Here is a 25425-nt window from a genome sequence, read left to right as displayed (position 1 = left end):
ACGAGTCATGGGTCGTCGAGTCAATGTCGCCGGTGTGGGCATGATCAAGTTCGCCAAGCCCGGCGCGAGCGAAGAGTATGACGTGATGGCGGCGAAGGCCGGGCGCGCGGCGTTGCAGGACGCGGGCGTGCGCTACGAGGACATCGAGCAGGCCTTCGTGGGGTACGTCTACGGCGACAGCACCTGCGGCCAGCGCGCCGTCTACGGGCTGGGGCTGACGGGCATCCCCGTCATCAACGTGAACAACAACTGCTCCACGGGCTCCACCGCGCTCTACCTGGCGCGGCAGGCCATCGAGGGTGGGATGGCCGAGTGCGTGCTGGCGCTCGGCTTCGAGAAGATGGAGAAGGGCGCGCTGGGCGCCAAGTATGACGACCGGGTGAATCCGGTGGAGCGGCACGTGGACGTGCTGAACCGCACCCAGGGCTTCGCCAGCGGGCCGCTGACGGCGCAGATGTTCGGCGGCGCGGGCCGCGAGTACCGCTGGAAGTACGGCACCAAGCGCGAGACGTTCGCGAAGATCTCCGAGAAGGCGCGCAAGCACGCCGCGAAGAACCCGTACGCGTTGTTTAGCCAGCCGCTCACGGTGGAGGAGGTGCTGGCTTCGGAGGAGGTGTTCGATCCGCTCACGCGCTACCAGTGCTGCCCGCCCACGTGCGGTGCGGCGGCGGCGGTGCTGTGCTCGGACGAGTTCGCCCGGAAGCACGGCATCACCAAGCCGGTGTACATCGCCGCGCAGACGATGACCACGGATCTGCCCTCGAGCTTCGAGAACAGCATGATCAAGATGGTGGGCTTCGACATGGCGGCGAAGGCGGCCAAGCAGATCTACGAGCGCGCTGGCGTGGGCCCCGAGGACGTGGATGTGGTGGAGCTGCACGACTGCTTCACGGCCAACGAGCTGCTCACGTACGAGGCCATCGGCCTGTGCAAGGAGGGCGAGGCCGAGAAGTTCATCTGGGACGGCGACAACACCTACGGCGGCAAGTTCGTCACCAACCCGTCGGGCGGCCTGCTCTCCAAGGGCCACCCGCTGGGTGCCACGGGCCTGGCGCAGTGCACGGAGCTGGTATGGCAGCTCCGCGGCCAGGCCGAGCAGCGCCAGGTGGAGAACGCGCGCGTCGCCCTCCAGCACAACCTGGGGCTGGGCGGCGCTTGCGTGATGACGCTCTACCGCCGCGACTCGTAGCGCCTTCTTCCGCAGCGGGCCTTGGGCCCGGGAGGTGTTTCTCATGTGCCGTTCTGGAGCCGGGATCTGTCTGGCCCTCGTCCTGCTGGCAACGCGGGGCCTCGCACAAGGGGCCTCGAAGGCCGAGGAGTTCTTTGGAAAGGAAGAGCTGTCCCGTCAGGCGAAGGCCCACGAGAAGGGCTGCAAGAAGGGAGATGCGGGCGAGTGCTTCAACCTGGCCCTGGTCTTCCAGCAGGGGCTCGGTGGCGTGACGAAGGACGACGCTCGTGCCGCCACCTTCTTCCAGAAGGCCTGCGACAAGGGACACATGGACGCGTGCACCAACCTCGGCATCTCCTACGCAGAGGGGCAGGGCGTGCCGAGGGATTCGCGGAAGGCCGTGGAGTTCTTCGACAAGGCCTGCAATGGCAACGATCCGAAGGGCTGCTTCAACCTGGGGCTGGCCCACACCATGGGGCTCCAAGGGACGCAGGATCTCGCCAAGGCCGCCACGTTTTATGAGAAGGCCTGCAACGGGGGCCACGCGGATGGCTGCCTCAGCCTGGGGATGGCGTACGCGAAGGGCAATGGGGTGGAGAAGAACCCGGAGCGCTCCGCCACGTACCTCGACAAGGGGTGCGAGAAGGGGAACATGTCCGCCTGCAGCGCGTTGGGCGTGGCGTACATGACGGGCAGCGGCGTGAAGCAGGATCCGAAGAAGGCCGTGGGCCTCTTCGAGAAGTCCTGCAATGCGGCCATGCCGGGCGGCTGCCTCAACCTCGGCTATGCCCACCTTCAGGGCAACGGGGTGGAGAAGAACCCGGAGCGCGCGAAGTCCCTCTTCACCCGAGGCTGTGAGCTGGGACTCGCGCCAGCCTGCGCCGCGCTCCGGAAAGTCCCCAGCACCCCGAAGACGCCCTGACCTGAATCCTCACCGGCGGCGGTGCGCCAGGGCCGCCCGGGTGAGCTGCCGATGCCGCAACGCGTCCACGGCCAGCCTACTGTCTCCCTCGGGGGGCTCTACGAAGAAACCCCGCTGCGGGTTACAGTCCTTCCCCGTCTGCTCCCCGGCGCGATAAGCGCAGGACACTCTGCCCTAGGGATCGATGTGCTCCCCGTGGGATGAAAAACAGACTCCGGGGCCCCCCAGTCACGAGGAAGTCATGGCACGTACCCAGCTCATGAACGTCGTCCTGCGAGCGCTGCGCACCGCTCGCAGGGCGGACGCAAGCCTGCCTGCTGACCCTGCGGCGGCTCGGCCCCAAGCGCCTGCGCGTTTCAACCGCCGGACATTGCTCCACGGGGGGGCGATGACCGCGGGGGCGGCGCTGCTCTCGGCCTGCGGGGGAGGCGAGGAGGAGCAGGTGGCCATCGTGGGAGGAGGGATGGCCGGGCTGCACTGTGCCTACCGGCTCCAGCGGCGCGGCGTCCTGGCGCGGGTGTACGAGGCCTCGTCGCGCGTGGGAGGGCGCATGTTCTCCGAGCGCAACCTCTTCCCCAACGGCCAGCACTGCGAGCTGGGCGGGGAGTTCATCGACACCGGCCACCAGACAATGCACGACCTGGCCGAGGAGCTGGAGATCGAGCTGCTGGACTACTCGAAGGACGACAACGAGCTGGTCAGGCTGGTGGCCTTCTTCGATGGGCGGCGGCTGTCCGAGGCGGAGATTCTCCAGCGCTTCGCGCCCATCGCGGAGCGCATCGAGGAGGCGCTCGGGGTACTGGAGGATCCGGAGGAATACATCACCTACCGGACGCCCAATGGCGCCGAGGCGCTGGATCAGCTCTCGCTGAGCGCGTGGATGGAGAGCGTGGGCATCCCGGCGAGCGATCCCGTGCGGCGGCTCATCGAGGCGGCCTATGTCGGCGAGTTTGGCCTGGAGCCGGACGCCTGCAACTGCCTCAACCTGCTGACGTACATCTCTACAGAGCGCACGCGGCTGGAGCTCTTCGGCGAGTCCGACGAGCGGTTCCACGCGAAGGGGGGCAATGATTCGTTCCCCAGCCGGCTGGCCGAGCGCCTGGGGCCGGAGCAGCTCGAGCTGGAGCATCGGCTGCAGGAGCTCAAGGCGCTGTCGGACGGGCGCTACCGGCTGACCTTCTCCACCCCCGGCGGCACCCGGGAGGTGAAGGCGGAGCATGTCGTGCTGGCTCTGCCGTTCACACAGCTGCGGAAGATGGAGCTCCAAGTGGAGCTGCCCGCGGTGAAGCGCAAGGCCATCCAGGAGCTGGGGTACGGCACGAACGCGAAGCTGATGGTGGGCGTCTCCTCGCGGCTGTGGCGAGCGGCGGCGCATCGTTCGGACGGGAGCACCTTGTCGGACGTGGGCTACCAGCAATCGTGGGAGAGCACGCGCCTGCAGCCCGGTTCCTCGGCCATCCTCACGCAGTACACGGGAGGCCGGAAGGGGCTGACGCTGGGCGAGGGCACACCGGAGCAGCAGGCGGCGGAATTCCTTGCAGGGCTGAACCAGGTCTTCCCGGGCGTGAAGGACCTGGCGAACGGCGCGGTGGCGCGGATGCAGTGGCCGACTCACCCGCTGACGCTGGGCAGCTACTCCGCCTATGCGGTGGGCCAGTTCACGACGATCGCCGGAGCGGAGATCGAGCGGGTGGGCAACGTTCACTTCTGTGGCGAGCACACCAGCCTGGACGCGCAGGGCTTCATGGAGGGTGCGGCGCTCACGGGGGCGATGGCGGCGGACGAGGTGGCGGAGGATCTCGGCCTGGCGGCCTCCGAGGCCTTGGGCCCTGGGGCACGCATCCAGGAGCGAGCCCGGTCGGCGCGGGTGCACGGCCGCTGGCTGGACGGGCTGCGGCGCTCGGTGCGGCGGCGCGCAGGGTAAGCCGAGGTTGACCCATGTCCCACACCCTCAAAGGGCCTCCGTTCCGGCTCGTCCAGTCGCTGCGGTTCCTGAAGGACACGGCGGGTTTCGTCCGTGAGAGCGTCGCGAAGTATGGCGATCCCTTCGTGGCGCAGCTGCCCATGGGCACTGTCGCGGTCACGGGCGAGGAGAGCGGCCTGCGGGAGATCTTCACCGCGGACCCGGACATCTTCGAGCCGATCGCGCGCGTGCCGCTGGAGCCGATCGTAGGCCTGAACTCTGTGCTGCTGCTGGGCGGGGAGCGCCACAAGCGGGAGCGCAAGCTGCTGATGCCGCCCTTCCATGGCGAGCGCATGCGGGCCTACGGCACCCAGATGCAGGAGATCACCACGCGGGCGGTGGAGGGGCTGCGGCCGGGCGCCTCGCTGGTGGCGCTGGAACTGGCGCAGGGCATCTCCTTGGACATCATCATTCGCGTGGTGTTCGGCGTGGAGGAGCCGGAGCGGGCGCGGCGCTTCCGGGAGGCCATCAGCGCGTACGCGCAGGCGTATACGGTGCCCATCTCCATGTTCCCGGTGCTGCGCCGCTCGTTCGGGGGCCGGGGCCCGTGGGCGCGGTTCCAGGAGACGGTGCGGCACCTGGACCGGCTGCTGACGGAGCAGCTCGAGCTCCGGCGCGCGGACGGCCACTCCCGGGAGGACATCCTCTCGCTGCTCTTGGCGGCGAGGGACGAGGCGGGCCAGCCCATGTCGGACGCGGAGCTGAAGGACGAGCTGCGCACGCTGTTGTTCGCGGGGCACGAGACGACGGCGATCGGCATGGCGTGGGCGCTGTACTGGCTGCACCGCACGCCCGAGGCGAAGCAGAAGGTGGACGCGGAGCTGCGGGGGCTGGGGCCTCGGCCGGAGCCGGAGGCGCTGGCGAAGCTGCCGTACCTGAGCGCGGTGTGCGACGAGACGCTGCGGCTGTTCCCGGTGGTGACGCTGGTGAACCGGAGGCTCCGGGTGCCCTTCACGCTGCGAGGCCACACACTGCCAGCGGGGATGGGGGTGATGGTGTCGATCACCCAGGCGCACTCCAACCCCGCGGTGTTCCCCGAGCCCGAGCGCTTCCGGCCCGAGCGCTTCCTGGAGCGGAAGTTCTCGCCCTTCGAGTACATGCCCTTCGGCGGAGGGGCTCGGCGCTGCCTGGGAGCGGCCTTCGCGCTGTATGAGATGAAGGTGGCGCTGGGCACGCTGCTGTCGGGGCACCGCTTCTCGCTGGGACACAACCGGCCCATCCGGCCTGTGCGCCGCCACATCACCCTCGCGCCCGAGGACGGCGTCCCGCTGCGCTACGAGGGCCCGGTGGCGCTGGTGCCCAGCGCCTGAGCCTGGCTCCGCTCGCGCAAAATGGCGGCGACCACGCCGGACAGGCCGATGATGCCGACCATGTTGGGGAAGATCTGGAGGCCGTTCATCAGGTCACCCCAGGCCCAGACGAGCTCGGGTTTGCTGACGGCGCCGAAGTAGATGAGGCCGCAGTAGATCCACCGGTACGGCTTGGTGATCTTCGGGCCGCCGATGTACTCGAGGAACTGCTCACCGTAGTAGGCCCAGCCGGTGAGGGTGGTGTAGCCGAACAGGAAGGCGCAGAAGGCGACGACCCAGCCGCCCACGGGGATGGCGGTGTCGAAGGCCGAGGCCACCAGCGCGGTGCTCGTCTTGCCGGACTGCCACACGCCGCTCACGAGGATGGTGAGGGCGCTGATGGTGGAGGTGACGAAGGAGACGATGAAGACCTCCATCACGGCGTTGAGCCCCTGCTGGAGGGGCTGCTCGCTGCGAGCGGTGCCGTAGGCCACGGCGGCGGTGCCATAGCCGGCCTCGTTGGCGTAGATGCCGCGCGCGAGCCCGTAGCGCATGGCGATCATGACGCTGACGCCAGCGGTGCCGCCCCGGGCGCCTTCGAGAGAGAAGGCCTCGCGGAAGATGAGGGCGAAGACGTCGGGAATCTGGCCCGCGTGGAAGAGAATGACCCAGAGTCCGCCGACCAGATAGAGGCCGACCTTGAGGGGCGCGAGCGCCTCGGCGGCGCGGCCGATGGAGCGCACGCCGCCGATGATGACGAGCCAGGCGAGCACGGCAATGCCGAGCCCCGACGCCCAGGTGGGGATGTGGAACTGGCTCTCCAGGACGACAGCCATGGAGTTGGGTTGGGTGAAGGGAGTGGTGGTGAGGGCGGCGATGCCGGCCACGAGGGCATAGATCCAGGCGAGGGTGGGGGAGCGGAGGCCCTCGCGGAGGTAGTGCATGGGCCCAGCGGAGAGGTGGCCGTCCTTGAGCGAGCGGTAGCGGATGCCGAGGATGGCCTCGGTAAGCTTGATGACGGTGGCGAAGAATCCGTAGACCCAGATCCAGAAGACGGCGCCGGGGCCGCCGGAGACGACGGCGGTGGCGACACCGGCGATGTTGCCGGTGCCGATGGAGGCGCCCAGGGCGGTCATGAAGGCCTGGAAGGGGGAGAGCGCGCCGCGAGCGCCTTCCTGCTGGGCGGGGACGAGGGTGCGCGCGGCCTCGGGGAAGAGACGGACCTGGGCGAAGCGGTAGCGGACGGTGAGGAAGAGTCCGGCTCCGAGGAGCATAACGAGTGTCCACGGGCCCCAGACGAAGTCACTGGCCCAGAGGATGGCACGGCGGAGGGGCTCGGGGAGCATGCGTGGCGCGCACGCTACACCGCTGATAGGAGGGGCGGCCATGGGTTCTCATCCGCTTGTCTCTGTTCCGCTGGCTGTGTTCCTCCTGGCGTGGCCCCTGAGTGCCGCGGCCCAATCCGCGCCGGTGAAGGTGCCCACCGCATCGAAGAAGCCCGTGCCGGCGGCTCCGGCGAAGGCGCGCTCGAGGGACTTGGGGATTCCGTTTGGAGGCCAGCCGGGGCCGCTGGACGCCATCACGGATGTGCCGGGAGTGGAGGTGGGGCACGCGACGATCATCTCGGGGGAGGGACGGCTGGTGGTGGGGAAGGGGCCTGTGCGCTCGGGGGTGACGGCGGTGTGGCCGAGGGGCAAGGCAGGGGAGGCGCCGGTGTTCGGGGGGACGTACGTGCTGAACGGCAACGGGGAGATGACGGGGACGCACTGGCTGAACGAGTCCGGGCTGCTCTACGGCCCGGTGCTGCTGACGACGACGAGCAGCGTGGGAACGGTGCGCGACGCGATCATCGCGTGGGCGCTGAAGCGGGGCCGGTCGTTCGAGCTGAGCCTGCCGGTGGTGGCGGAGACGTACGACGGCATCCTGAACGACGTGGACGGGTTCCACGTGAGGCAGGAGCACGTGTTCAAGGCGCTGGATGGGGCGAGCGGCGGCCCGGTGGCGGAGGGCTCGGTGGGAGGCGGGACGGGGATGATCTGCAACGGCTTCAAGGGAGGGATCGGCACGGCCTCGCGCAAGCTGCCGGAGGCACAGGGGGGCTACACAGTGGGGGTGCTGGTGCAGTGCAACTACGGCAAGCGCCGAAACCTGACGGTGGCGGGGGTTCCGGTGGGGGAGGAGATCCCGGATCTGCAGGCGTGCACGGTGAGTGACCAGCCGCCCTCGAACCCACTGATCCACAAGATGCCTCAGTGCACGAAGCAGGGAGCGTCGCTGCCGTCGTACCCGGAGGGGATGGGGTCGATCATCGTGGTGGTGGGGACGGACGCGCCACTGCTGCCGCACCAACTGCAGCGGATCGCGCGGAGGGTGCCGCTGGGCATCGGGAAGATGGGAGGGTTGGGGGAGGACGGGTCGGGGGATCTCTTCGTGGCGTTCTCGACCCAGGCGACGCAGCCAGCCACGCCGGGCCCTGTGGCAACGGTGTCCACGCTGGACAACGAGCGAATGAACCCACTCTTCGAGGCCACGGTGCAGGCAACGCAAGAGGCCATCCTCAACGCGATGCTGGCGGCGGACACTATGACGGGAGCGGATGGCATCCGCGTCTACGCCCTGCCTCACGACCGGCTGATGGAGGCGATGAAGAAGTACGGCCGGAAGTGAACCTTTCCTGTGGGTTGGGCACGGTGCTCCCAATCTGATAGGTTCCCATGCCTCATGCGAAACCTCGTGTCAGGTGGGGCACTCTGGGGAGCGTTCCTTGTGGCCTCCATTGCGAGTGCCAAGGACCGCGAGCCGCAGATTCGGAGCGTCATCCTGCGGAACGGACCGGATCAGGTCGCGCACCCGATCTACGTCGCTGGAGAAGTTGCCACGGTCCCCCAGCTCTGGAAGAAGTACGCGCAGCGTTCCTGATGGCTCTCACCGCTCCATAAAGTGGCGGCGGCGCTCGGGCGAGAACTTCTCGATGGCGTAGCGGAGCATCGTGCGTGGCATCTCCGCGGCGTGGCGTTCGAGGAACTCCTCCAGCCGCGCTCGATCTCGGTCACCCACCTCGCGAAGCATCCACCCCACGGCCTTGTGAATCAGATCGTGCGGGTCGCGGAGCAGGCGCTCCGCGAGCGTCAGCGTGTCCTCGAAATCTCCGCGCCGGATGAACGCTTGCGTGGAGATGATGGCGATGCGCCGCTTCCACAGCGACGTGTCCCCCGCAAAGGTGTGAAGCATCTTCCGCAGCTCCGGGTGAGCAATCAGGTGCTCCCCGAAGATCTTCGGCGCCACCGTGTCCACCAGGTCCCAGTTGTTGATCCCCGCCAAGTGCTTGCGGCAGAACGTGAAGAGCCGCGCCCGGGTGTCTTCGTCCGCCTTGCGGAACTTCTCGGTGAGCACCAGGAACCCCGTGAGGCGGTGCTCGTGGATTGGGCTGCTCACCAGCTTCGAGATCTCTGGCAACGGCAACTCCCGGTGCTTCTTGGCGATACGGCGCTGCTCCGGCACCGTCACACCGAGGAACTGGTCGCCTTCGGCGTACTCCCCCGGGCTCGTCTTGAAGAACCGGGGAAAGAAGGCTGCCTTCTCGGGGTTGGCAGCCCGCGCCAGTTCCTGCACCACGGTCTCGGCTGACATGTTCCTGCCCTCGCGGGTTAGACCTCGGTGAATCTTGTGCCCGTGGTGCCGAGGTGCTCCATGGCGTTCTTGATCTCCTCGGAGACGATCAAGACGACTTCCCACCCCTCTGGACGGAACACCTGGGCGTTGCCCACCTTCGTCTTGTCGATGCGCAGGTCCCGGACGTCCCGGTACTGGCCCACCTTCTTGGGCACGCTGTCCTCCACGGTCCAGAGCCTGATCCGGGAGGACTTCTCATCAATGCAGCGGATGAGGCGCGTGGCCACCATGACGAGGTACTGATCTGGTCGCCCATCAATGTCGGCGGGGATGAGCTGAATGTCGTGGGAGGCCAATTCCGCCAGGACGGTCGCCACTCTAATGTGAACGACGGGGATGCTCAGACCTGCCCAACAATAGTCCAAGGGCCTACCCGCGATTTCGATCGGGATATTCAACCGGCCCTCGACGTGCACGGGCGCACCCTTCGTGAAGTCCCAGTCGTGCACCTTTCGGCCCTCGCTGGTGGTGGGGGTATCCAGGTGCCAGCGTCGAGGGAAATAGCGGTCGTCGGCGAGCTCGAAGAAGCGCTGAGCCATAGGGACGTTCTAGCGTCAGTGGCCTAGGGTGACGAGCTGATTCAACTCCGTTCCGGGAGTGGAAATCTCTTCCGCGAGATCTCGGAGTTCCCGGGTCAAGTACTCTCGGCACTCCGAGATGCTGCGACAGTCTCCCAGTGCACCCTGAAGCCGTTTGTAGATGAGTTCATGGTAGCGCTGCGGGTGAGGTCCTCTGTGCCCCTGGATGGGCACGACGTTTTCGGCGTCCTTCAGGCGCATTCCGGCTCTGGCGAAGAGCTTCTCGAACAAGGGAGTCCACGGCCCCCCCCGCAGGGAGGACTTCTTGTTGGCGATGGTTCCGATGTGGTGCTTCTGCGTGCGGCCCCCGCGCCCTCCGTTCGCCGCCATCGCCACCGCGCCAGGGCCCAGCGCTACGGTGAAGCCATCGGCCGTTACTGCCACCGACTCCACGGTGGCCACTTCGGACAGCAACAGTCCTCCTTGCGCCTCCGCCTGCATGGACACCTGCGCCGAGCCGGGCAGTGTGCTCACCTGCTGCGCGAAGTCCTTCGCCGTGTGCGTCAGCAGCGCCATGGCCACCAGCGCGAACGCCTGGGCCGCCTCGCGTGAGAACAATTTGCCGAACCGCTCACCCGCCTCGCGCAGCTCCTCGAACGTGGTGGCCTCCTGCACCTCCTTCATCAACTGAAACCAACCCTCCACCAGCCGGTAGAGCGTCTTGGCGCCCACCCAATAAATGAGCGCCACGGTGGCCCAGGCGGCGATGAACTTGGTCACCGGATCGGGCATGGCCAGCAGCACCAGCAAGGTGACGACGGTGCACATCGCTGCCTGGAGGACAGCCCGCATGGTGACCATGTGCCCCAGTGCCTTCTCGAACTCCTCCAGCACAGGGCTCTTGCTCAGGGCCATGGCCCACATGTAGCGGCCTCGCAGGTCCATGTACTTGCCAGCCACCAGCGCTCCCCCCAGACAATCTCCGTTGAACCGGTGCTCGCTGCGGCACCAGTCCGCGTACCAGGTGACCCACTGCTGCTCCTGTAGCGTCAGTGCCCCTTCCAGGGGAGTGCCTCCCTCCAATGGGACGACCTTCCGCTCCCGCAGCAGGTACAGGTAGTCACCGTAAAGCGCGTCGAGCTGAAACAAGCGCTCCACCGTCTCGCGCGGTGAACCGCTCAATCGCACCTGCCGCGCCATGCGCTGGAGCGCCTGGGTGACTTCCTCCGGTGAAACCTCGATGGGATCCACCGTGGCGGAGCGCGGAATGAAGAGGACGGTTTCTCCCCGCGAGCCATTCTCCACCCGGATCGTTGGCGCCGCAGTGCCGCACCCCGCCACCATGATGGTCATCAGCACCGCTTCGAGCCTCAACAGACACTGCCAGAAGTTCATGAGCCCCCCTCGTGTCGTAGGAGAGCAGGCTAGAGGTCCGTCACGTGGCAGAGGAGGGCTCACCAAGTGGTGCTTGTCTCTCAACCCGGCACACCCTCCAGGTGAGCCGCCAAGAGGCAAGGAAGTGCCCCGCGAGGCTTCGCCTGTGGCCATCCCCCGCGCTCTTCGCTAGACACCGCTCATGGGAAGCGAAACGGGGACAGTGGGCTTCGTGAAGATGCTCGTGGCGGACGGCGAGCGCTCGGCACGGTTCTATGAGGCGCTGGGCTTCGAGCGGACGCAGTCCGAGCCCCCCTTCATCCACCTGAAGTGGGGTGACAGCGCGGACGTCTACTTGGTTGCCACGCCCACAGGCTCGGCGCTGCAAGGCCGGCGGGGGCTCGGCGTCCTGGTGGGTTTCCGGGCCGGCCCCGGGGGGCTCGATGCCGTGATTGCCCGCGCCCTCAAGCTCGGAGTGGAGGTGGATGGGCCCACCCTCCAGCCCTGGCACACCCGAGAGATCCTCATCACCGATCCCGACGGCTACCGGCTCAACTTCATCGAGCCTGCCTGAGGCCTCAGGGAGAGGGAGGCGGCTTGTACCAGGGCGTGGGATAGAGGTACCGGAGCACCTCGTCGATGCGCTCGGACCAGGCCGCCTCGGAGTGGACGGCGCCCGCCACCTCCACGTACTTCAAGTCCTTGCCGAGCACCCAGCCCTCCTCCACCAGGGCATCGCGCAGCTGCCGCGTATCCTCCACCGTCTCCTGGCTGCCCTTGGACTCGTCGGTGCCGATGTCCATCCAGATCTTCAAGGGCTGCTTCTTCTTCAGCGCCTTCACCCGGGTGACGATGTCCTTGTTCGCCCAGAACACCGAGGGCGACACCACCGCCAGCCGCCGGAACACGTGGGGGTACTTCACTCCCAGGTACATCGTCACCAGGCCTCCGAGCGACGAGCCCCCGAGCCCCGTGCTCTCCGGATCCTGCTTGGTGCGGAACGTCCGATCGATCGCTGGCTTGAGCTCCTCGACGATGAAGCGCCCGTACGCGTCCGCGTTGCCTCCGCCGTACTTGGAGAACTCACCCGGGTCCTTCACCGGGGTGTACTCGGCGAAGCGATCCTCGGTGTTGTAGATGCCGACGATGATGAGCGGCTCCACGTCACCGGCCTGGATGGCCTGCTGGGCGGCCTCGTCCACACGCCACTCCTCGCCGGAGTAGGCGGTGGCCTTGTCCATGAGGTTCTGTCCGTCGTGCATGTAGAGCACGGGGTAGCGCTTCCTCGGGCTGTCCTCGTAGTCCGGAGGCAGCCAGACGATGACATCGCGCTTCTTCGGCAGGAAGCGCGACGGCACCTGGCGCAGGTAGCGGATGTTGCCCACGAGCGTGCGCATGGTGGGCGGGGCGGACTGGTCGGCCCAGCGGAACACGGTGATGGCCACGGTCTGCTTCTTGGTGCCCACCTTGAAGGTGCGGTTGGGGATCTCCTTGCCGTCGCGAGCCTTCTCCACCGTCTCCCAGGAGCCGCGGGTGACCTTGAACTCGACGGAGGTGTCGACCGGGAGCGAGACGGAGCCGGTATAGCGCCCGTCCGGTCCGCGCGAGAGCTTCACGCCCGCGCCGTTCCACTTGCCCAGCGCCTCGTCGTTGCCGGAGACCCACACCTCGGCGTTGGAGGCGGTCTCGAGCGGCACGGCGACGTCGAAGGTGACGGCGGTGTTCAGGCCCTTGGCCAGGGCAGCCGGGCCACTGGCACTGGCTCCGAACCCCACGGTGAGGCACAGGAGAAACGCTACTCGGGCTGCAATTCGCTGCGTCATGCGCGGGAAGATAGCCCAAGCCCCTCCCGGGTGCTCAGCGCGGTGGCAGGCTGATGGGAACGGGTGAACGCTCTGTGAACTCCTGCGTCAGCGCCTCGGGCGCATGGAAGCCTCGCTCGCTGACCTCGGGGCCACGGAAGAGCGCCCAGCTCTGGAGCCCCCGCCGGAAGGTCCGCGTCATGTGCCACAGCTCGAGTGCGCTGTTGGACAGGTAGAGGTACAGCACGCGCTGGGGGTTCCACGGATTGGGCATCGCCAGGGCCAGCCCATCCTCCGGGCGGCCATACGTCTTGCCCTGCCAGCGGAAGTATCGCCGGCCCAGCTCCACCGGCAGCTTCTTCTCGGCTGCCAGCCGCGCCACCAACGTGTTGTCCTCGGCCCCGCCGAAGAGGACGAGGTCTCTCTCGGCCAGCTCTTGATCGGTGACCTCGGCGTCCGGCTTGAGGGGCGGGAGCACCTCTACGGAGGCATCCGCCATGGCCTCGCGGTAGTTCAGGACCAGTGTCCGCATGGACTCCACCTGCCGGGCGGTGCCGTGGACGAACGTGAGGCGGTCGAACTCCTCCAGCTGCTGGCCCAGCGTGTAGTAGCGCTCGCGGGGCACGGGGATGTCATAGGAGGGGTTGAACACCACGCGCACGGGCTTGTCCGCGGTGTGGAAGGTGAAGGTGTCGCTGGAGCCCTTCACCTCGACGCGCTCGAGGAGGCGGGCCTTCTCGGTCCATAACTCCACGGTGGTGACGAAGTGGTAGGGCGTGTCCGCTTGCTCCACCTTGAGCGTCACGTCGTAGCCGTCCTTGGCCGGGGTGAATCGGGACTGGATGCGAGGCTGGGGCAGCCCGCCGCGCTCCAGCCACTGGGAGATGAAGGGCTTCAAGTCGCGCCCCGCCGAGGCGGAGGCGGTCTTGACGAAGTCCGCGGTGGTGATGGGCCGGCTGGCATAGCGCGCGTGGGCGGTCTGCATGAGCTGGGAGAAGGCCTTGTTGCCCAGCAGCAGCCGGAGCTGGTGCAGCAGGAAGGTGCCCTTCATGCGCGGCACCAGGTAGGTGCCATAGCGATCATAGGTGGTGCGAGCGGCCACGGCGGGCAGGTCCCCTTCGCGTCCGGTGATGATGAGGAAGCGGGTGTTGAGCTCCGCCAGGGTGTCGCGCTGTTGCTCGAAGGCCTTCTCAGCCTTCTCCGGGCCCTCGGGCAGGGCTTTCAGGAGGCTCCAGTAGGCGGCCGAGCCACTCACCAGCCAGTTCTCCCCCTCCGTCGAGGGGAACACGGTGTTGGACCACAGCAGCGCCTTATCGAAGGAGAGCGCATCCTTGAGCTTGCCCAGCTCGCGCGGAGGCTCCTTCAGCTCGGGCTCGGGCTTGAAGGACGTGCGGGCGGCCTTGAGCCGGTCCGCCACATAGAGAGGGCTGAAGGCGGTGTAGCCGAGGGAGAGGTGGGGCGTGGCGCCCGGGAGCGGAGGAATGAAGCGGCTGCCCACCATCTTCTCGCGCAGCGTCGTCTTGCCATAGTGCGCCAGGAACATGAGCTTCTCGCTCATCTCGCTGGTGGTGACCTTCCCATCCGAGGCGTGGGGGCGGTTGATGGGGCTGGAGGCCAGCAGCCGGATGGCGGAGTCCAGGGTGATGCCGCCGTGGCCGTACTTCTCATAGAAGCGCGAGAAGGCGATGTCCCGGTTCCAGGTGTTGAAGGCGAGGTCCACCGGGGCGTTGTTAGGGTTGGGCACGTACTCCTTGCGGACCTCGAGGTCCCGGTTGTTGTTGTTGGCCCAGATGAAGTCCTTGAGGTTGCCGGGCGTGTCCGAGGCGATGCCCTTACCGCCGGTGCGCCACAGCTTCGCCTTCTCGGTGCCGAGCAGGAGGCAGGCCCCCTCGTCCGTCTTGGTGTCCGCCATCACCCAGTCGTTGCTGTAGAGCCCGTTGTTCTTGTCCTTCATGATGCGGGCCGCCTCCTCGATGGAGGAGGCGTACTGGACGGCCTTGCGGATGCGGTTGCTCTGGGGCGTGCCGTTGGGGTTGAAGGGCGTCTGGCCCACGGTCGTCTCCGCGACGACGAGCCCCGCGTCGTTGATGTACCAGTCGGCGCCGCTGTGGATGCCGCCGGGGAACGTCTGCATGACGAAGCGGTGGCCGCGGCTGGGCTGCACGTCCAGCGCCACGTCCCAGTGCACGCCGGTGTAGCTGTTCCACATGAAGATGTGGCCCATGATGACGCGGCCATCCGGGGTGGCGGACCTGGTGGCGACGAAGGAGGAGCAGTGGTCCCCCTTGCCGGCGCGCTCGGCCTCCTCCTCGCCGGAGGTGAAGATGCGGCCGGACAGCGGTGTGGCCGTCACTTGGTTGGCGGACTCCAGCGAGCTCAGGTCCACCGCCGAGTTGAGGGCGACGATGTCCAGCAGATCCACCGCACGCTCCTTGAGCCCGCTCCGTTCCTCACTGGCGGAGTCCGAAGCGCGTTCCTTGACCTTGGCGCCGCCTTTGGTGGCGCCGTCCGCGATGCCGCGCATCTCCTCGAGGAATTCGGTGTCGAACTTGCGCAGGAAGAGCGAGTCCGCCATCAGCCGGACTCGGGCCCAGCCGCTGGCCGGATCCTCCTTGTCCATCTGCACCCCGAGCTTGTCGATGTAGCGGGCGAGCTCCGGGGCGACGAGCTCGCCGTACTGGCGGCCGCGCTCGTAGGGCTCGCCCTCGATGTGGACGAAGATCCACCCGCCCTCGTCATAGCGGAAGCCCTTGCCGGCCCAGCGCACGGACTCCAGGGGGAGATACGCGGTGATGTCGTCCACCTCCTCGAGCCGCACGTCATCCACCCAGAGGGTGCCCGTGGCCTTGCCGTTGCGGCCCAGGTTCACCTGCACACGGTCCGTGCTCTGGGGGGCGAAGAAGAACGCGGAGACGCGGCCGCCCTGCTCGGTGCTGGGAATGGGGGTGCAGTTGGTGAAGGGGAAGCTCTTCATGGCCAGGCAGGCGCCCACGGCGGTGGGGTAGCGCGCGGTGGGGTCGGCCTGCACGCCGCGGGCGCGGGCCCAGGCGCTGAGGCGGTAGAGGCGGCCGACCTGGAGCTTCAGGGGCTCGGACTCGACGGTGGTCTCCGCGCCGCCGGGAGGGTTCTGGATGGAGAGGCTCCGGCTTCCCTCGGCGTGCACAGAGGGGGTGGCGCTCACCTGGCCGGGTCCTGTCACGGACCAGCCGGTGGGCAGCCCCGAGCCTGCAAGCGCCTCGAAGCCCGGATTGGCCACGGGGACCTGGGCGGCCTGGGCGGACGCGGCTGGCAAGAGCCCCAGAGCCCAGACGAGCACGGAGAGCAGACGCCAAGGCATGCATTGAGTGTGCATATTCAGTTGTGCCGGGGAGAGGGAGGGGCCCAGGAACGTTCCTGGCTTCTACCTGGAGATGGGGCGCTGGAGTAGGGGCAGGCCTCGGCAACTTCTGGGTTTTGAAGGCCCTCCTTGTTGCTTTCTCGCCCTGGGCGGCTAAGAGGCGGGCCCATGACCCAGCCCCTCGCGACTGCAACGCCCACGCCGGACCAGCCCCGCCCCTCGACACATCAGGCGGCCCCTCTCTCCCTCGTTCGCCCTGCCGAGAAGGGCCGGGGACATGGCCTCTCCTTCATCCTGTGGCTGATGGAGCAGAGCCGGTTCACCCTGCTCCTCATCCCGACCCTCTTTGCCACGGTGATGACGCTCATCCTCAACCGCGGCTGGCCCGTGTTCGTCATCAGCTGGCTGGCGGTGCCGCTGCTGGGCGTGGTGGTGCCTCTGCTGTACCTGGTCTACCGCTCGTACCAGACCAGCGATGGCACGGCGAAGTGGGAGCAGTACGTCAGCTGGCGCGATCCGCAGGAGGCGGCGAAGTGGACGGGGAAGAAGATCCCCATGGAGATCCTCTACGAGGCCTACATGGCCGAGAAGCTGGACTTCAAGCAGGACGTCCACGAGACGCTGCTGCGCCGTAACCAGTTGTTCCGCTTCTGCTTCACGTGGGGGGATGTGAAGTTCTACTTCCGCGAGTTCCTCGGGCAGAACGTCACGCACAGCATCGAGTCGGATCGCGGCGACATCGCCCACGTCTACAACCGCGGCAACGACTTCTACAATTGGTTCCTCGGGCCGACGATGACGTACACCAGCGGCATGTTCCGGAGCCCGGACGAGTCGCTCGAGGTGGCGCAGGAGCGCAAGCTGGAGACGGTCTGCAAGTACGTGCAGATGAAGCCGGGCGAGAAGCACCTGGACATTGGCTGTGGCTGGGGCCCGCTCATCGTGCACGCGGCGAAGAACTTCGGCACGCACAGCACGGGCATCACGCTGGCCCAGGAGCAGGCAGACTGGGCGAACAAGCGCGCCGCGGACAACGGGGTGGCGGATCGGGTGCGGGTGCTGGTGGACGACTACCGCAACCTGCCGGTGGAGAAGTACGACAAGATCACCTGTCTGGAGATGGCCGAGCACGTCGGCATCAAGAACTTCCAGAAGTTCCTGCTGCAGGTGAAGGGGATGCTGAAGGACGACGGCATCTTCTATCTGCAGATCGCCGGCCTGCGGCGCCCGTGGCAGTTCGAGGACCTGGTGTGGGGCCTCTTCATGGGCAAGTACATCTTCCCGGGAGCGGACGCGAGCTGCCCGCTGGGCTTCGTCATCAACCAGGCGGAGCGCGCTGAGTTCGAGGTGCACCGGGTGGAGAACTGTGGGGTGCACTACGGCCTGACGATCCGCAAGTGGTACGAGAACTGGAAGCGGAACGAGGCGGCGATCGTGGCGAAGTACGGCCAGCGTTGGTTCCGGATGTGGATGGTGTTCCTGGGCTGGTCGGTGATCATCGCGGGGCAGGGCAGCTCCACGGTGTTCATGATCACCATGACGAAGAACACGGTGAACGATAAGGGAACGGTCAGCCCCGAGGAGGCAAAGGACCAGGCCTTCAGCCGCGAGGCCCGCTGGGTGGGGCCGAACCCGGTGGCGACGCAGCAGTAACCCGAGGGGACACCATGGATCTGATCGGACAGCTGACGCAGCAGCTCGGAGTGAATCCGCAGCAGGCGCAGGGGCTGGCGGGCTCCGTGCTCGGGCTCGTGCAGGGCGCCGTGAAGGAGAAGCTGGGGGATGACGCCGCCGGGCAGGTGGCCCAGGCCGTTCCCGAGCTGAGCGGCTGGCAGCAGGCGGCCCAGGCTCAGGCTCCTGCGGGCGATGCGGGCGGCGGGCTGATGGGCGCGCTCGGCGGGCTGATGGGCGGAGCACCTTCTCAGGGCGGCGCGGGTGGCGGCCTGGGCGGGCTGATGGGCGCGCTGGGCGGAGCGGCTTCCCAAGCCGGGGAAGTTGCGGCGCTGGTGTCGCTGGCGCAGCGCTTCAACATCGACGCGAGTAAGGCGACGTTGATTGCTCCGATCGTCCTCAACTTCCTCAAGTCCCGGCTCGATCCCGGGCTGGTGAGCAAGGTCCTCGCGGTCGTCCCGATGCTCGCGGGCGGTGGCGGGGGAGGCTCGGGCACGCCGAGCGGTGGCGGCGGCCTGGGCGGAGTGCTGGGCGGTCTTCTGAGCTGATCGGCGGGAGTCTGCGAGCGCTCCGGTGAGGGGGGCACACCCGGGCCGAGGTGTGCCCCATGGTCCAGGCGAGCCCTGACGGCGTCAGCGGCTGGACCTCCCCACCGGAGGCTTTTTCATGCGGCCTGCGCCAGGGTGGCCTCGTGCACCGGCACGACGCCCCGAGGCAGGAGGACGATGCGCGCCGTCTCCAGGGCCACCACCCGCAGGAAGTGCTGCGCCTCGAGCAGCAACGCGCCTGGGGCGGCCACCTGCGGTGCCGGGTGGGCAAACTCCACCGTGCCCGACAGGACCAGCAGGTGCGTGCCAGCCTCCACGGTGAGTGCCTGTTGCGGCGCCAGCTCGCGGTGCTCTCCCTGCCGTAGCCACGATCGCCGCCCCTGGCGGCCCAGCTTCCCGTAGCGCTCCGAGCCCCGTACCAGGGACTCGAAGCGGCGCTCGGCGAACGTGCTCCACACACCCTGGCGCAGGCCCGTGTCGGCCTCGATGAGGGGCAGTAGCACTTCGCGAGGGATGCGCACCAACGTGGACGCGGTGGCCGTGCGCAGCGTGGCCGAGCGCGGCTCACCTGCCAGCATGGCGATCTCCCCGAACACGGCCCCGCTACCCAGCTCGTTCACCACCTGCTCCTCGCGTCCCTCCATCACGTATGCGGCGCCCTGGGCCAGCAGGTACAGCTCGTTGCTCGCGTCGCCCTGGCGGAAGATGCAGCGCCCCGCGGGCAGCTGGACGATCTGCGCGCGCGCCGCCACTGCCCGGAGCGTGGCCTCGTCGAACGAGGAGAAAAGCGCCGCGGCCTTCAACTGGCGGACGAGCTCCGCGCGGGACAGCCGAGAACTCAGCGGCAGCCTGCGCGCCAGCGACAGGGCGGCGTCCACCGGTGCGCGCAGCTTCCGCTCGGCCAGGGTGCGCAGCATGCTCAGGAGCGTGGCCGCCGTCACCGGCACCACCGTCACCAGGCCCGAGCCCTCCACGTAGCCCGGGTTGGCCTCGATGAAGAAGCGAGCGGCGGGCTTGTCGCAGTGCTGCCAGTACTCGCGCTCCGCCTCCGTCTCGCGCGTCTTCCAGCCCACCTTGCGCACCAGGGGGCGTGTCACGTCCACCTGCTCCAAGCCGAACTCGGCGGCCAGCTCCTCCATGAAGGTCTGCAGCTCCGGGGGCGTCCGCGCGTCCTGCCGCGGCCACACCTCGCCGCAGTACTTGGCGAACTGCGTGTAGCTGGACGGGTGCACCAGCGAGCCCAGGTAGTAGGCCCGCCGGCCCGGGTTCTTCAGCAGGTAGCGCACCGCCAGCGCCAGCCCGAAGCGCGCGTTCACGTTGCCGCCCCGGTACTCGCGCAGCGTGCCCGCCTCCGCGCGGAACACCGCCGTGGGCACCCCGCTCAGCTGCCGCTCGAAGATGTGCAGGGCGAAGTAGCCCACGAGCTCCCCGGCCACGCTCTTATGGAGCTGAATCCATGTGTGCTCCGCCTTGGACTCCACCACGTACCTGGCGAAGGACTCCCGCTCCACGCCATCGAAGATCTGGCAGTGCACGGCGTAGAGGGCATCGATGAGCTGGCTGCGTGCCTCGGCGCTCAGGGACTTCGGGGTGATGACCTCGGTGTTCGCGATGCGGGACATGGGCGGGCTCCTTCCTGCCGGGCCCCTTGTGCAAGGGCATTGCCACGCCCGCATCGCGCCGCTGTGCACCCAAACTCCCTAGAGTTTCCAAGGGGATACGGGCTCTCAAGGGGGTAGCCGCCTCCGCGCGGAGGTCCCTGTCCAGACAGTTCGCGTTTGAGCCGAACGCGGGTGCTTTCGGATGGGAAGCAGGGACGCGCGAGGGGAAGCAGCCACTGCATCGAATCCCTGACGCTCCTGGCGTCAGACAGCTACGATGCGGCGCCAACTCCGGGAGGGGAGTCACGATGGCGAAGAAGAAGCCAGCCAAGAAGGCAGCTGCGGCGAAGAAGAAGACCGCGAAGCGCACGACCACTACCAAGAAGGCGGCCGCGAAGTCGGCCCGCAAGGCGGCCAAGCCCGCGCGGAAGGCCGCCGGGAAGGCTCCGAAGAAGGCGGCGGCCAAGAAGGCGGCGGCCAAGAAGGCAGCCCCGAAGAAGGCGGCGGCCAAGAAGGCGGCCCCGAAGGCAGCACCCCAGGCAGCCAAGAAGGCGGCCGTCCGGAAGGGCGCTGCCAAGAAGGCGGCGGCCAAGGCGGCGGCCAAGGTCAAGGCTCCTCAGCAAGCGGAGCTCCCGATCGTCACGGCCACCGAGCCCACCCGCACCACCGTGGAGACCGAGCGCCCCGACGAGGAGGAGACCGTCGAGACGACCTCGGCGGGCATTCAGCCGCTGGCTCCCGAGCACGCGGCTGTGGATGACCTGACCAGCTCCGGCAACGAGCTGCTCGACATCTTCCAGAAGTACGACCGCAACCGGACCGGCTCCATCGAACAGGCCGAGTTTGCTCGCCTGCTCGAGGCCCTGGGCCAGAACATCACCGACGAGGAACTGGCGATTGCTTTCGATATCATCGATACCGATCGCACCGGGAAGATCTCCTGGAAGCAGTTCAAGAACTGGTGGACGAGCCGATAAGCGGCTCGTGAAGACACACAATGCGGCGACTGTCGTCTCCTGTGGAGAGGTTGGGTGGGCACTGGCCCGTGGTCGTGGTGGGCTCGGGCTATGGGGGCGCGATCACCGCGTCCCGGCTGGCCCGCGCAGGCCAGAAGGTCTGTGTGCTGGAGCGCGGGAAGGAGCGGCTGCCCGGTGAGTTTCCGCGCACCAACGCCCAGCTGCTGCGAGAGACCCAGCTCCTGGGCCCTGGCGGCTCGCTGCTCGGGAAGCTGAAGGTCGGCTCTCCCACGGGGATGCTCTCGCTGCACCTGCTGGGTGACCTGGCCGTCGTCACCGGCTGTGGCCTGGGCGGCACCTCTCTCATCAACGCGGGCGTGGTGCTGCGGCCGGATCCACGCGTGCTGGATGAGGACAGCTGGCCCACCGGGTTCCGCGAGGATCTGCGCGCGGGGATGTTGGAGGACTGCTTCACCCACGTGGAGCGGACGCTGAACCCCCAGCCCTACCCGGAGACGCACCCGCCGCTGCGCAAGCTGGAGGCGCTGGAGCGCTCGGCGGAGAAGACGGGCGGCAAGTTCTACCGCCTGCCGCTGGCGGTGAGCTGGAAGGAGAGCGTCAACGCCGCTGGAGTCCGGCTGAAGGGCTGCACCCTGTGCGGCGACTGCGCCACGGGCTGCAACGTCGGGGCGAAGAACACGCTGCAGATGAACTACCTGCCGGACGCGCAGCACCACGGCGCGGAGCTGTTCTCCCAGGTGGCCGTGCACCATGTGGAGCGGGGGCAGGGCCACTGGCGCGTCTACTACCGGCTGGTGGGCATGGGGCGCGAGCTGTTCGACGCGCCGCTCCAGTTCCTCACCGCGGACCATGTGGTGCTGGCGGCGGGCACGCTGGGCTCCACGGAGATCCTCCTGCGCTCGCGGGCGGCGGGGCTGTCCGTGTCGAACGAGGTGGGCAAGCACTTCTCCGGCAACGGGGACGTGATGGCGTTCGGGTACAACCTGGACGTGCCGGTGAACGCGGTGAGCTACGGGGACCACGAGGTGAAGAACGCCGAGCCCGTGGGCCCCTCCATCACCGGCATCATCGACATGCGTGGCACTGAGCACGTCGATGAGGGCATGGTCATCGAAGAGGGGGCGGTGCCCGCGGCGCTGGGCGGCTCCCTGCCCGCGCTCTTCGCGGCCGTGGCCCCCGTGCTCGGCCAGGACACGGATGAGGGCTTCATCGACGGACTTCAGGAGAACGCCCGTGTGGCGGAGAGCCTGGTCCGCGGGCCCTACCACGGAGCCGTTCGCAACACGCAGACGCTCTTCGCCATGACGCACGACGATGGGGGAGGGGAGCTGCGGCTGGAGGGAGACGGGCTGCGCGCGGTGTGGCCCGGCGCGGGGCGCCAGGAGGGCTACCTGCGCGCGGAGCAGAAGATCTACAAGGCCGTGGAGGCGCTCGGGGGCACCTTCGTGCGCAACCCGGTGAGTGCCCGGCTGCTGGACAACGCCCTGCTCGTTACCCACCCGCTGGGTGGCTGTGTGATGGCGGATGACGCCGAGGGTGGCGTGGTGGACCACGAGGGCCGCGTCTTCTCGGGAGAGAAGGGCACCGAGATCCACGAGGGGCTCTACGTCTGCGACGGCGCGGTCATTCCCCGCTCCATCGGCGCCAACCCGCTGCTGACCATCTCCGCGGTGTCCGAGCGCTTCGTGGCGCGGCTGGCCCGGCGCCACGGGTGGCACATCGACTACGCGCCGATGCAGGCGCCGCAGCAATTGCCGCCTCAGGAGCCTCTGGGCCTGCGCTTCACGGAGACCCTGCGCGGTACCATCTCGACCGCTGTGGACGAGCCGTACCAGGCGGCGGCGAATCCGGATCGCCCGGGGGCCTCTTCGCTGCGCTTCGTCATCACCGTGCTGGTGGAGGACTTGAACGCCATGCTGGCGGACTCGCGCCACCCCATGGCGGTGACGGGCTGCATCGAGGCGCCGGGGCTGTCTGCCAAGCCGCTGATGGTGACGCACGGCACGCTCAATGTGCTGGTGGAGGACCCGAATCGGCCCGGGTACAAGCAGCTGCGCTACACGCTCCACCTGCGATCCGAGTCCGGCGAGCGCTTCCTCTTCGAGGGCTACAAGCAGCTCACGGACGATCCGGGCATCGACTTCTGGGAGGACACCACCACCCTGTTCATCACGCTGCGGCGTGGCGACTCGCCGGACGCGCCGGTGGCCTACAAGGGCATCGTGCGCATCTCGGTGGATGACTTCGCGCGTCAGGTCTCCACCTTCCGGGTGACCCATGCGCTGAGCGTGCAGGATCAGGTGTCGGCGGTGGCCCGCTTCGGGAAGTTCTTCCTGGGAGGACTCTTCGAGCTTTACTGGAAGCCATCGCTGGAAGAGGAGACGTGACGGAGTGAGTCTGGGCGCGGCTATGCTGGCGGGGTCTCGCTGGCATCGACACGGCTCCGAGGCTCTCCCTCATGACCCTGACAAAGCTGTGGCGTTATGGCCTCCTCGTTCTCGGTGTGGCCTATGGCGTGGCGGTGGGCTGCGGGCCGCTGCAAGAGAGCGAGCCCTCCGCAGACCTCTCCTCACGGCGCGTGAGGCTCGACAACCAGTGCTCGCCGCCTACGCTGGTGGCGGATCTGAACCCGGGACCTTCGGATGCGTTTCCGGACGGGGGCACGCTCTGGGCGCCGGGCTCCCTGGTCGCGTCCAAGCGGCAGCTCTACTTCGTCGCGAGTGAGGACTCCACCGGTCCCGAGCTGTGGATGAGCGATGGGACGGACGCGGGCCCGCGGCGGGTGAAGGACATCGTCCCGGGGCCAGCTGGCTCCATGGCCACGCCGCTCACGGGCTCGCTGACGGCCGCGCCCGGCGGCGGGATCTACTTCGTCGCCCGCACGGGCAGTGGCGAGGAGCTGTGGCGGAGCGATGGGACCGAGAATGGCACCGTGCAGGTGCGTGACTTGTGGCCGGGGAGTTCCGGCTCCGAACCGAGCCAGTTGACGGTCGCGGGGGGCCAGTTGTTCTTCGCGGCGAATGACGGCGTCCACGGCCAGGAGCCGTGGCGGCTTTCGGGGCCGGACGCGGGTCCGGTGCTGCTGAGGGACATCAACGTGGGCCCGAACGGGAGCGTGTTGAGCAACTTCAAGGCGCTGGGCAACACGGTGTTCTTCTCGGCCAACGACGTCGTCCACGGGCAGGAGCTGTGGAAGGCAGAGGCGACGGATGGGGGGAGGGATGGGGGCGCGGTGTTGGTGAAGGACATCGGCGAGTTCGACGCCATTCCCGCCGAGCTGGTCACCCTCGGCGGCAGGCTCTACTTCAACGCGGACAAGGGCGAGCCATCAGGGCGTGAGCTGTGGACGAGTGACGGGACGGAAGGGGGCACCCACCAAGTGAAGGACATCTGGGATGGGCTGGCGGACTCGCTGCCGTCGGAGCTCCAGGTGGCGGGCAACCGGCTCTTCTTCACGGCGGACGACGGGGTGCGAGGCCGCGAGGTGTGGGCGAGCGATGGGACGTCAGGCGGGACGAGGATGGTGAAGGAGCTGTATCCGGGGCCGAACATCCCGGGCCCTGTGGGGCTGGTGACGGCGGGCAACCGGGTCTTCTTCCAGCGAGGGGAAGAAGACGGGGGCGCCGACGAGCTCTGGACGAGCGATGGAACGGATGCGGGCACCTTCATGCTCAAGCGCATCCGCCCTGCACCCGAGGGTGGGTTCGTCCTGGAGCGAAAGGGCGTGGGCGACACGCTCTACTTCGCCGGGAATGATGGAGTGAACGGTATCGAGCTGTGGAAGAGCGACGGGACGCCGGGAGGTACTGTCCAGGTGATGGACATCGCTCCGGGCGCCGAGAGCTCCATTCCGCGAGGGTTCACCCGGGTGGGGCTGAAGCTCTACTTCGCGGCGAGGGATCCGGTGCACGGGGAGGAGCTGTGGTCGCTGGATCTCTGCGATCGTTCTCCTCCGGAGGTGACGTGTCCGCCCAACTTTGCGTTCGAAGCGGATGCGGGCACAGGAGTGGCGGTGCCGTTCGCGGCCACGGCGGTGGATGACATCACCGAGGAACTCGAGCTGGTGTACAGCCATGCACCTGGGAGCATCTTCCCGCTGGGCGTGACGCCGGTGACGGTGTCCACGCAGGATGAAGTGGGCAACACGGGTAGCTGCACCTTCCAGGTGACGGTGCGAGACACGGTGCCGCCGAGGGTGACGTGCCCCCGGAACATCTTTATCGAGGCGACGGGGCCGGAGCCTGTCGAGGTTCCGTATCCCGAAGTCCAGGCGGTGGAAGCGGTCTCGCCGCCGGTGACGATCGAGTTCGATCCGCCTCCTGGCACTCTGTTCACGCCAGGAGAGAGCACTCCGGTGGTGGTCACGATCAAGGACGCTGCGGGCAACACCCGCACCTGCCGCTTCGGGGTAACGGTGGAGCTGCCCGAGGGGAGCGAGCCGGGCGAAGACTCCGGCTGCTCCTGCAAGTCACTTCCTGGAGGGACCTCCGCATGGGGCGCGCTGCTCGTGCTGCTGGCGCTGACCCGGCTACGGCCCCTTTCGAGGCGGGGCCAACGAGAAGGCTCTTAGGTAAGGGCGCGAA

At 67.9% G+C, this 25425-nt stretch carries 19 protein-coding genes; 12 read left to right on the top strand and 7 right to left on the bottom strand.

What is annotated here, in order from left to right; genetic code table 11:
• The first annotated feature begins 7 nt into the window (after positions 1-7).
• From DB31_RS01895 to DB31_RS01880, 4 genes are all read left to right on the top strand, one after another.
• On the top strand, positions 8-1189 hold the full coding sequence (locus DB31_RS01895) for a lipid-transfer protein (RefSeq protein ID WP_044181122.1): 1182 nt from the start codon (positions 8-10) through the stop codon (positions 1187-1189).
• Between the two features lie 43 nt (positions 1190-1232).
• Positions 1233-2090, top strand: a complete 858-nt coding sequence (locus DB31_RS01890; protein ID WP_052419649.1) for an SEL1-like repeat protein — start codon at positions 1233-1235, stop codon at positions 2088-2090.
• Between the two features lie 241 nt (positions 2091-2331).
• Complete coding sequence (locus DB31_RS01885) at positions 2332-4014, top strand: flavin monoamine oxidase family protein (protein ID WP_044181119.1); 1683 nt, start codon at positions 2332-2334, stop codon at positions 4012-4014.
• Positions 4015-4028: 14 nt separating this feature from the next.
• The gene (locus DB31_RS01880) at positions 4029-5363 is read left to right on the top strand and encodes a cytochrome P450 (RefSeq protein WP_044181116.1); all 1335 of its coding nucleotides are present in this window, start codon (positions 4029-4031) and stop codon (positions 5361-5363) included.
• Here the strand turns inward: DB31_RS01880 and DB31_RS01875 are convergent.
• Entirely contained in the window at positions 5327-6730 is a 1404-nt protein-coding gene (locus tag DB31_RS01875; protein WP_240486476.1) for an alanine/glycine:cation symporter family protein, read from the bottom strand. The genes DB31_RS01880 and DB31_RS01875 overlap by 37 nt on opposite strands.
• Between DB31_RS01875 and DB31_RS01870 the strand changes: the two genes are divergently transcribed.
• The gene (locus DB31_RS01870) at positions 6729-8009 is read left to right on the top strand and encodes a DmpA family aminopeptidase (RefSeq protein WP_083967963.1); all 1281 of its coding nucleotides are present in this window, start codon (positions 6729-6731) and stop codon (positions 8007-8009) included. The two genes, DB31_RS01875 and DB31_RS01870, sit on opposite strands and share 2 nt — an antisense overlap.
• A gap of 99 nt (positions 8010-8108) precedes the next feature.
• On the top strand, positions 8109-8261 hold the full coding sequence (locus tag DB31_RS01865; RefSeq protein ID WP_169786992.1) for a hypothetical protein: 153 nt from the start codon (positions 8109-8111) through the stop codon (positions 8259-8261).
• A 6-nt stretch (positions 8262-8267) separates the two neighbouring features.
• Here DB31_RS01865 and DB31_RS01860 read toward each other — a convergent pair whose 3' ends face one another.
• Genes DB31_RS01860 through DB31_RS01850 form a run of 3 tightly spaced genes read right to left on the bottom strand, consistent with a single transcriptional unit; the run spans position 8268 to position 10927 of the window.
• On the bottom strand, positions 8268-8972 hold the full coding sequence (locus tag DB31_RS01860; RefSeq protein WP_044181108.1) for a DNA alkylation repair protein: 705 nt from the start codon (positions 8970-8972) through the stop codon (positions 8268-8270).
• A gap of 17 nt (positions 8973-8989) precedes the next feature.
• The gene (locus DB31_RS01855; RefSeq protein WP_044181105.1) at positions 8990-9553 is read right to left on the bottom strand and encodes an imm11 family protein; all 564 of its coding nucleotides are present in this window, start codon (positions 9551-9553) and stop codon (positions 8990-8992) included.
• 15 nt (positions 9554-9568) lie between these two features.
• On the bottom strand, positions 9569-10927 hold the full coding sequence (locus DB31_RS01850) for an AHH domain-containing protein (RefSeq protein WP_044181102.1): 1359 nt from the start codon (positions 10925-10927) through the stop codon (positions 9569-9571).
• A gap of 181 nt (positions 10928-11108) precedes the next feature.
• Between DB31_RS01850 and DB31_RS01845 the strand changes: the two genes are divergently transcribed.
• Positions 11109-11480: a VOC family protein gene (locus DB31_RS01845; protein ID WP_044181100.1), complete on the top strand. Its 372-nt coding sequence runs from the start codon at positions 11109-11111 to the stop codon at positions 11478-11480.
• A gap of 4 nt (positions 11481-11484) precedes the next feature.
• On the opposite strand, the gene DB31_RS01840 is transcribed toward DB31_RS01845, so the two are convergent.
• Complete coding sequence (locus DB31_RS01840) at positions 11485-12729, bottom strand: alpha/beta hydrolase-fold protein (RefSeq protein WP_052419648.1); 1245 nt, start codon at positions 12727-12729, stop codon at positions 11485-11487.
• A 34-nt stretch (positions 12730-12763) separates the two neighbouring features.
• Positions 12764-16045, bottom strand: a complete 3282-nt coding sequence (locus tag DB31_RS01835) for a C45 family autoproteolytic acyltransferase/hydrolase (RefSeq protein WP_083967962.1) — start codon at positions 16043-16045, stop codon at positions 12764-12766.
• A gap of 168 nt (positions 16046-16213) precedes the next feature.
• Between DB31_RS01835 and DB31_RS44415 the strand changes: the two genes are divergently transcribed.
• Complete coding sequence (locus DB31_RS44415) at positions 16214-17698, top strand: SAM-dependent methyltransferase (protein WP_052419647.1); 1485 nt, start codon at positions 16214-16216, stop codon at positions 17696-17698.
• A 14-nt stretch (positions 17699-17712) separates the two neighbouring features.
• Positions 17713-18264 carry a DUF2780 domain-containing protein gene (locus DB31_RS01825; RefSeq protein ID WP_044181094.1) on the top strand — a complete coding sequence of 184 codons (552 nt, stop codon included), beginning with the start codon at positions 17713-17715 and terminating at the stop codon, positions 18262-18264.
• A 116-nt stretch (positions 18265-18380) separates the two neighbouring features.
• Here the strand turns inward: DB31_RS01825 and DB31_RS01820 are convergent, their stop codons facing one another.
• Positions 18381-19886, bottom strand: coding sequence for a cyclic nucleotide-binding domain-containing protein (locus tag DB31_RS01820; RefSeq protein ID WP_044181091.1), 1506 nt, complete (start codon positions 19884-19886; stop codon positions 18381-18383).
• A 287-nt stretch (positions 19887-20173) separates the two neighbouring features.
• Here DB31_RS01820 and DB31_RS01815 point away from each other — a divergent pair, with 287 nt between their 5' ends.
• The 3 genes from DB31_RS01815 to DB31_RS44410 all read left to right on the top strand — a co-directional run bounded on the left by DB31_RS01815 (position 20174) and on the right by DB31_RS44410 (position 25412).
• Positions 20174-20842: an EF-hand domain-containing protein gene (locus DB31_RS01815; protein ID WP_044181087.1), complete on the top strand. Its 669-nt coding sequence runs from the start codon at positions 20174-20176 to the stop codon at positions 20840-20842.
• 20 nt (positions 20843-20862) lie between these two features.
• Positions 20863-23229, top strand: coding sequence for a GMC family oxidoreductase N-terminal domain-containing protein (locus tag DB31_RS01810; protein WP_075305819.1), 2367 nt, complete (start codon positions 20863-20865; stop codon positions 23227-23229).
• Between the two features lie 71 nt (positions 23230-23300).
• Positions 23301-25412: an ELWxxDGT repeat protein gene (locus tag DB31_RS44410; RefSeq protein WP_052419645.1), complete on the top strand. Its 2112-nt coding sequence runs from the start codon at positions 23301-23303 to the stop codon at positions 25410-25412.
• The last annotated feature ends 13 nt before the right edge of the window (positions 25413-25425 follow it).

Source organism: Hyalangium minutum, from assembly GCF_000737315.1.
Lineage (GTDB): Bacteria > Myxococcota > Myxococcia > Myxococcales > Myxococcaceae > Hyalangium > Hyalangium minutum.
The sequence above is the reverse complement of the archived record's forward strand: the minus strand, read 5'-3'. Positions and strand labels throughout refer to the sequence as shown.

What these genes read in the sequence shown, in the direction of transcription:
- DB31_RS01895 (WP_044181122.1), top strand. Translation starts at nt 8, where the DNA reads ATGGGTCGTCGAGTCAATGTCGCCGGTGTGGGCATGATCAAGTTCGCC.
- DB31_RS01890 (WP_052419649.1), top strand. Translation starts at nt 1,233, where the DNA reads ATGTGCCGTTCTGGAGCCGGGATCTGTCTGGCCCTCGTCCTGCTGGCA.
- DB31_RS01885 (WP_044181119.1), top strand. Translation starts at nt 2,332, where the DNA reads ATGGCACGTACCCAGCTCATGAACGTCGTCCTGCGAGCGCTGCGCACC.
- DB31_RS01880 (WP_044181116.1), top strand. Translation starts at nt 4,029, where the DNA reads ATGTCCCACACCCTCAAAGGGCCTCCGTTCCGGCTCGTCCAGTCGCTG.
- DB31_RS01870 (WP_083967963.1), top strand. Translation starts at nt 6,729, where the DNA reads ATGGGTTCTCATCCGCTTGTCTCTGTTCCGCTGGCTGTGTTCCTCCTG.
- DB31_RS01875 (WP_240486476.1), bottom strand. Translation starts at nt 6,730, where the DNA reads ATGGCCGCCCCTCCTATCAGCGGTGTAGCGTGCGCGCCACGCATGCTC.
- DB31_RS01860 (WP_044181108.1), bottom strand. Translation starts at nt 8,972, where the DNA reads ATGTCAGCCGAGACCGTGGTGCAGGAACTGGCGCGGGCTGCCAACCCC.
- DB31_RS01855 (WP_044181105.1), bottom strand. Translation starts at nt 9,553, where the DNA reads ATGGCTCAGCGCTTCTTCGAGCTCGCCGACGACCGCTATTTCCCTCGA.
- DB31_RS01850 (WP_044181102.1), bottom strand. Translation starts at nt 10,927, where the DNA reads ATGAACTTCTGGCAGTGTCTGTTGAGGCTCGAAGCGGTGCTGATGACC.
- DB31_RS01845 (WP_044181100.1), top strand. Translation starts at nt 11,109, where the DNA reads ATGGGAAGCGAAACGGGGACAGTGGGCTTCGTGAAGATGCTCGTGGCG.
- DB31_RS01840 (WP_052419648.1), bottom strand. Translation starts at nt 12,729, where the DNA reads ATGACGCAGCGAATTGCAGCCCGAGTAGCGTTTCTCCTGTGCCTCACC.
- DB31_RS01835 (WP_083967962.1), bottom strand. Translation starts at nt 16,045, where the DNA reads ATGCCTTGGCGTCTGCTCTCCGTGCTCGTCTGGGCTCTGGGGCTCTTG.
- DB31_RS44415 (WP_052419647.1), top strand. Translation starts at nt 16,214, where the DNA reads ATGACCCAGCCCCTCGCGACTGCAACGCCCACGCCGGACCAGCCCCGC.
- DB31_RS01825 (WP_044181094.1), top strand. Translation starts at nt 17,713, where the DNA reads ATGGATCTGATCGGACAGCTGACGCAGCAGCTCGGAGTGAATCCGCAG.
- DB31_RS01820 (WP_044181091.1), bottom strand. Translation starts at nt 19,886, where the DNA reads ATGTCCCGCATCGCGAACACCGAGGTCATCACCCCGAAGTCCCTGAGC.
- DB31_RS01815 (WP_044181087.1), top strand. Translation starts at nt 20,174, where the DNA reads ATGGCGAAGAAGAAGCCAGCCAAGAAGGCAGCTGCGGCGAAGAAGAAG.
- DB31_RS01810 (WP_075305819.1), top strand. Translation starts at nt 20,863, where the DNA reads ATGCGGCGACTGTCGTCTCCTGTGGAGAGGTTGGGTGGGCACTGGCCC.
- DB31_RS44410 (WP_052419645.1), top strand. Translation starts at nt 23,301, where the DNA reads ATGACCCTGACAAAGCTGTGGCGTTATGGCCTCCTCGTTCTCGGTGTG.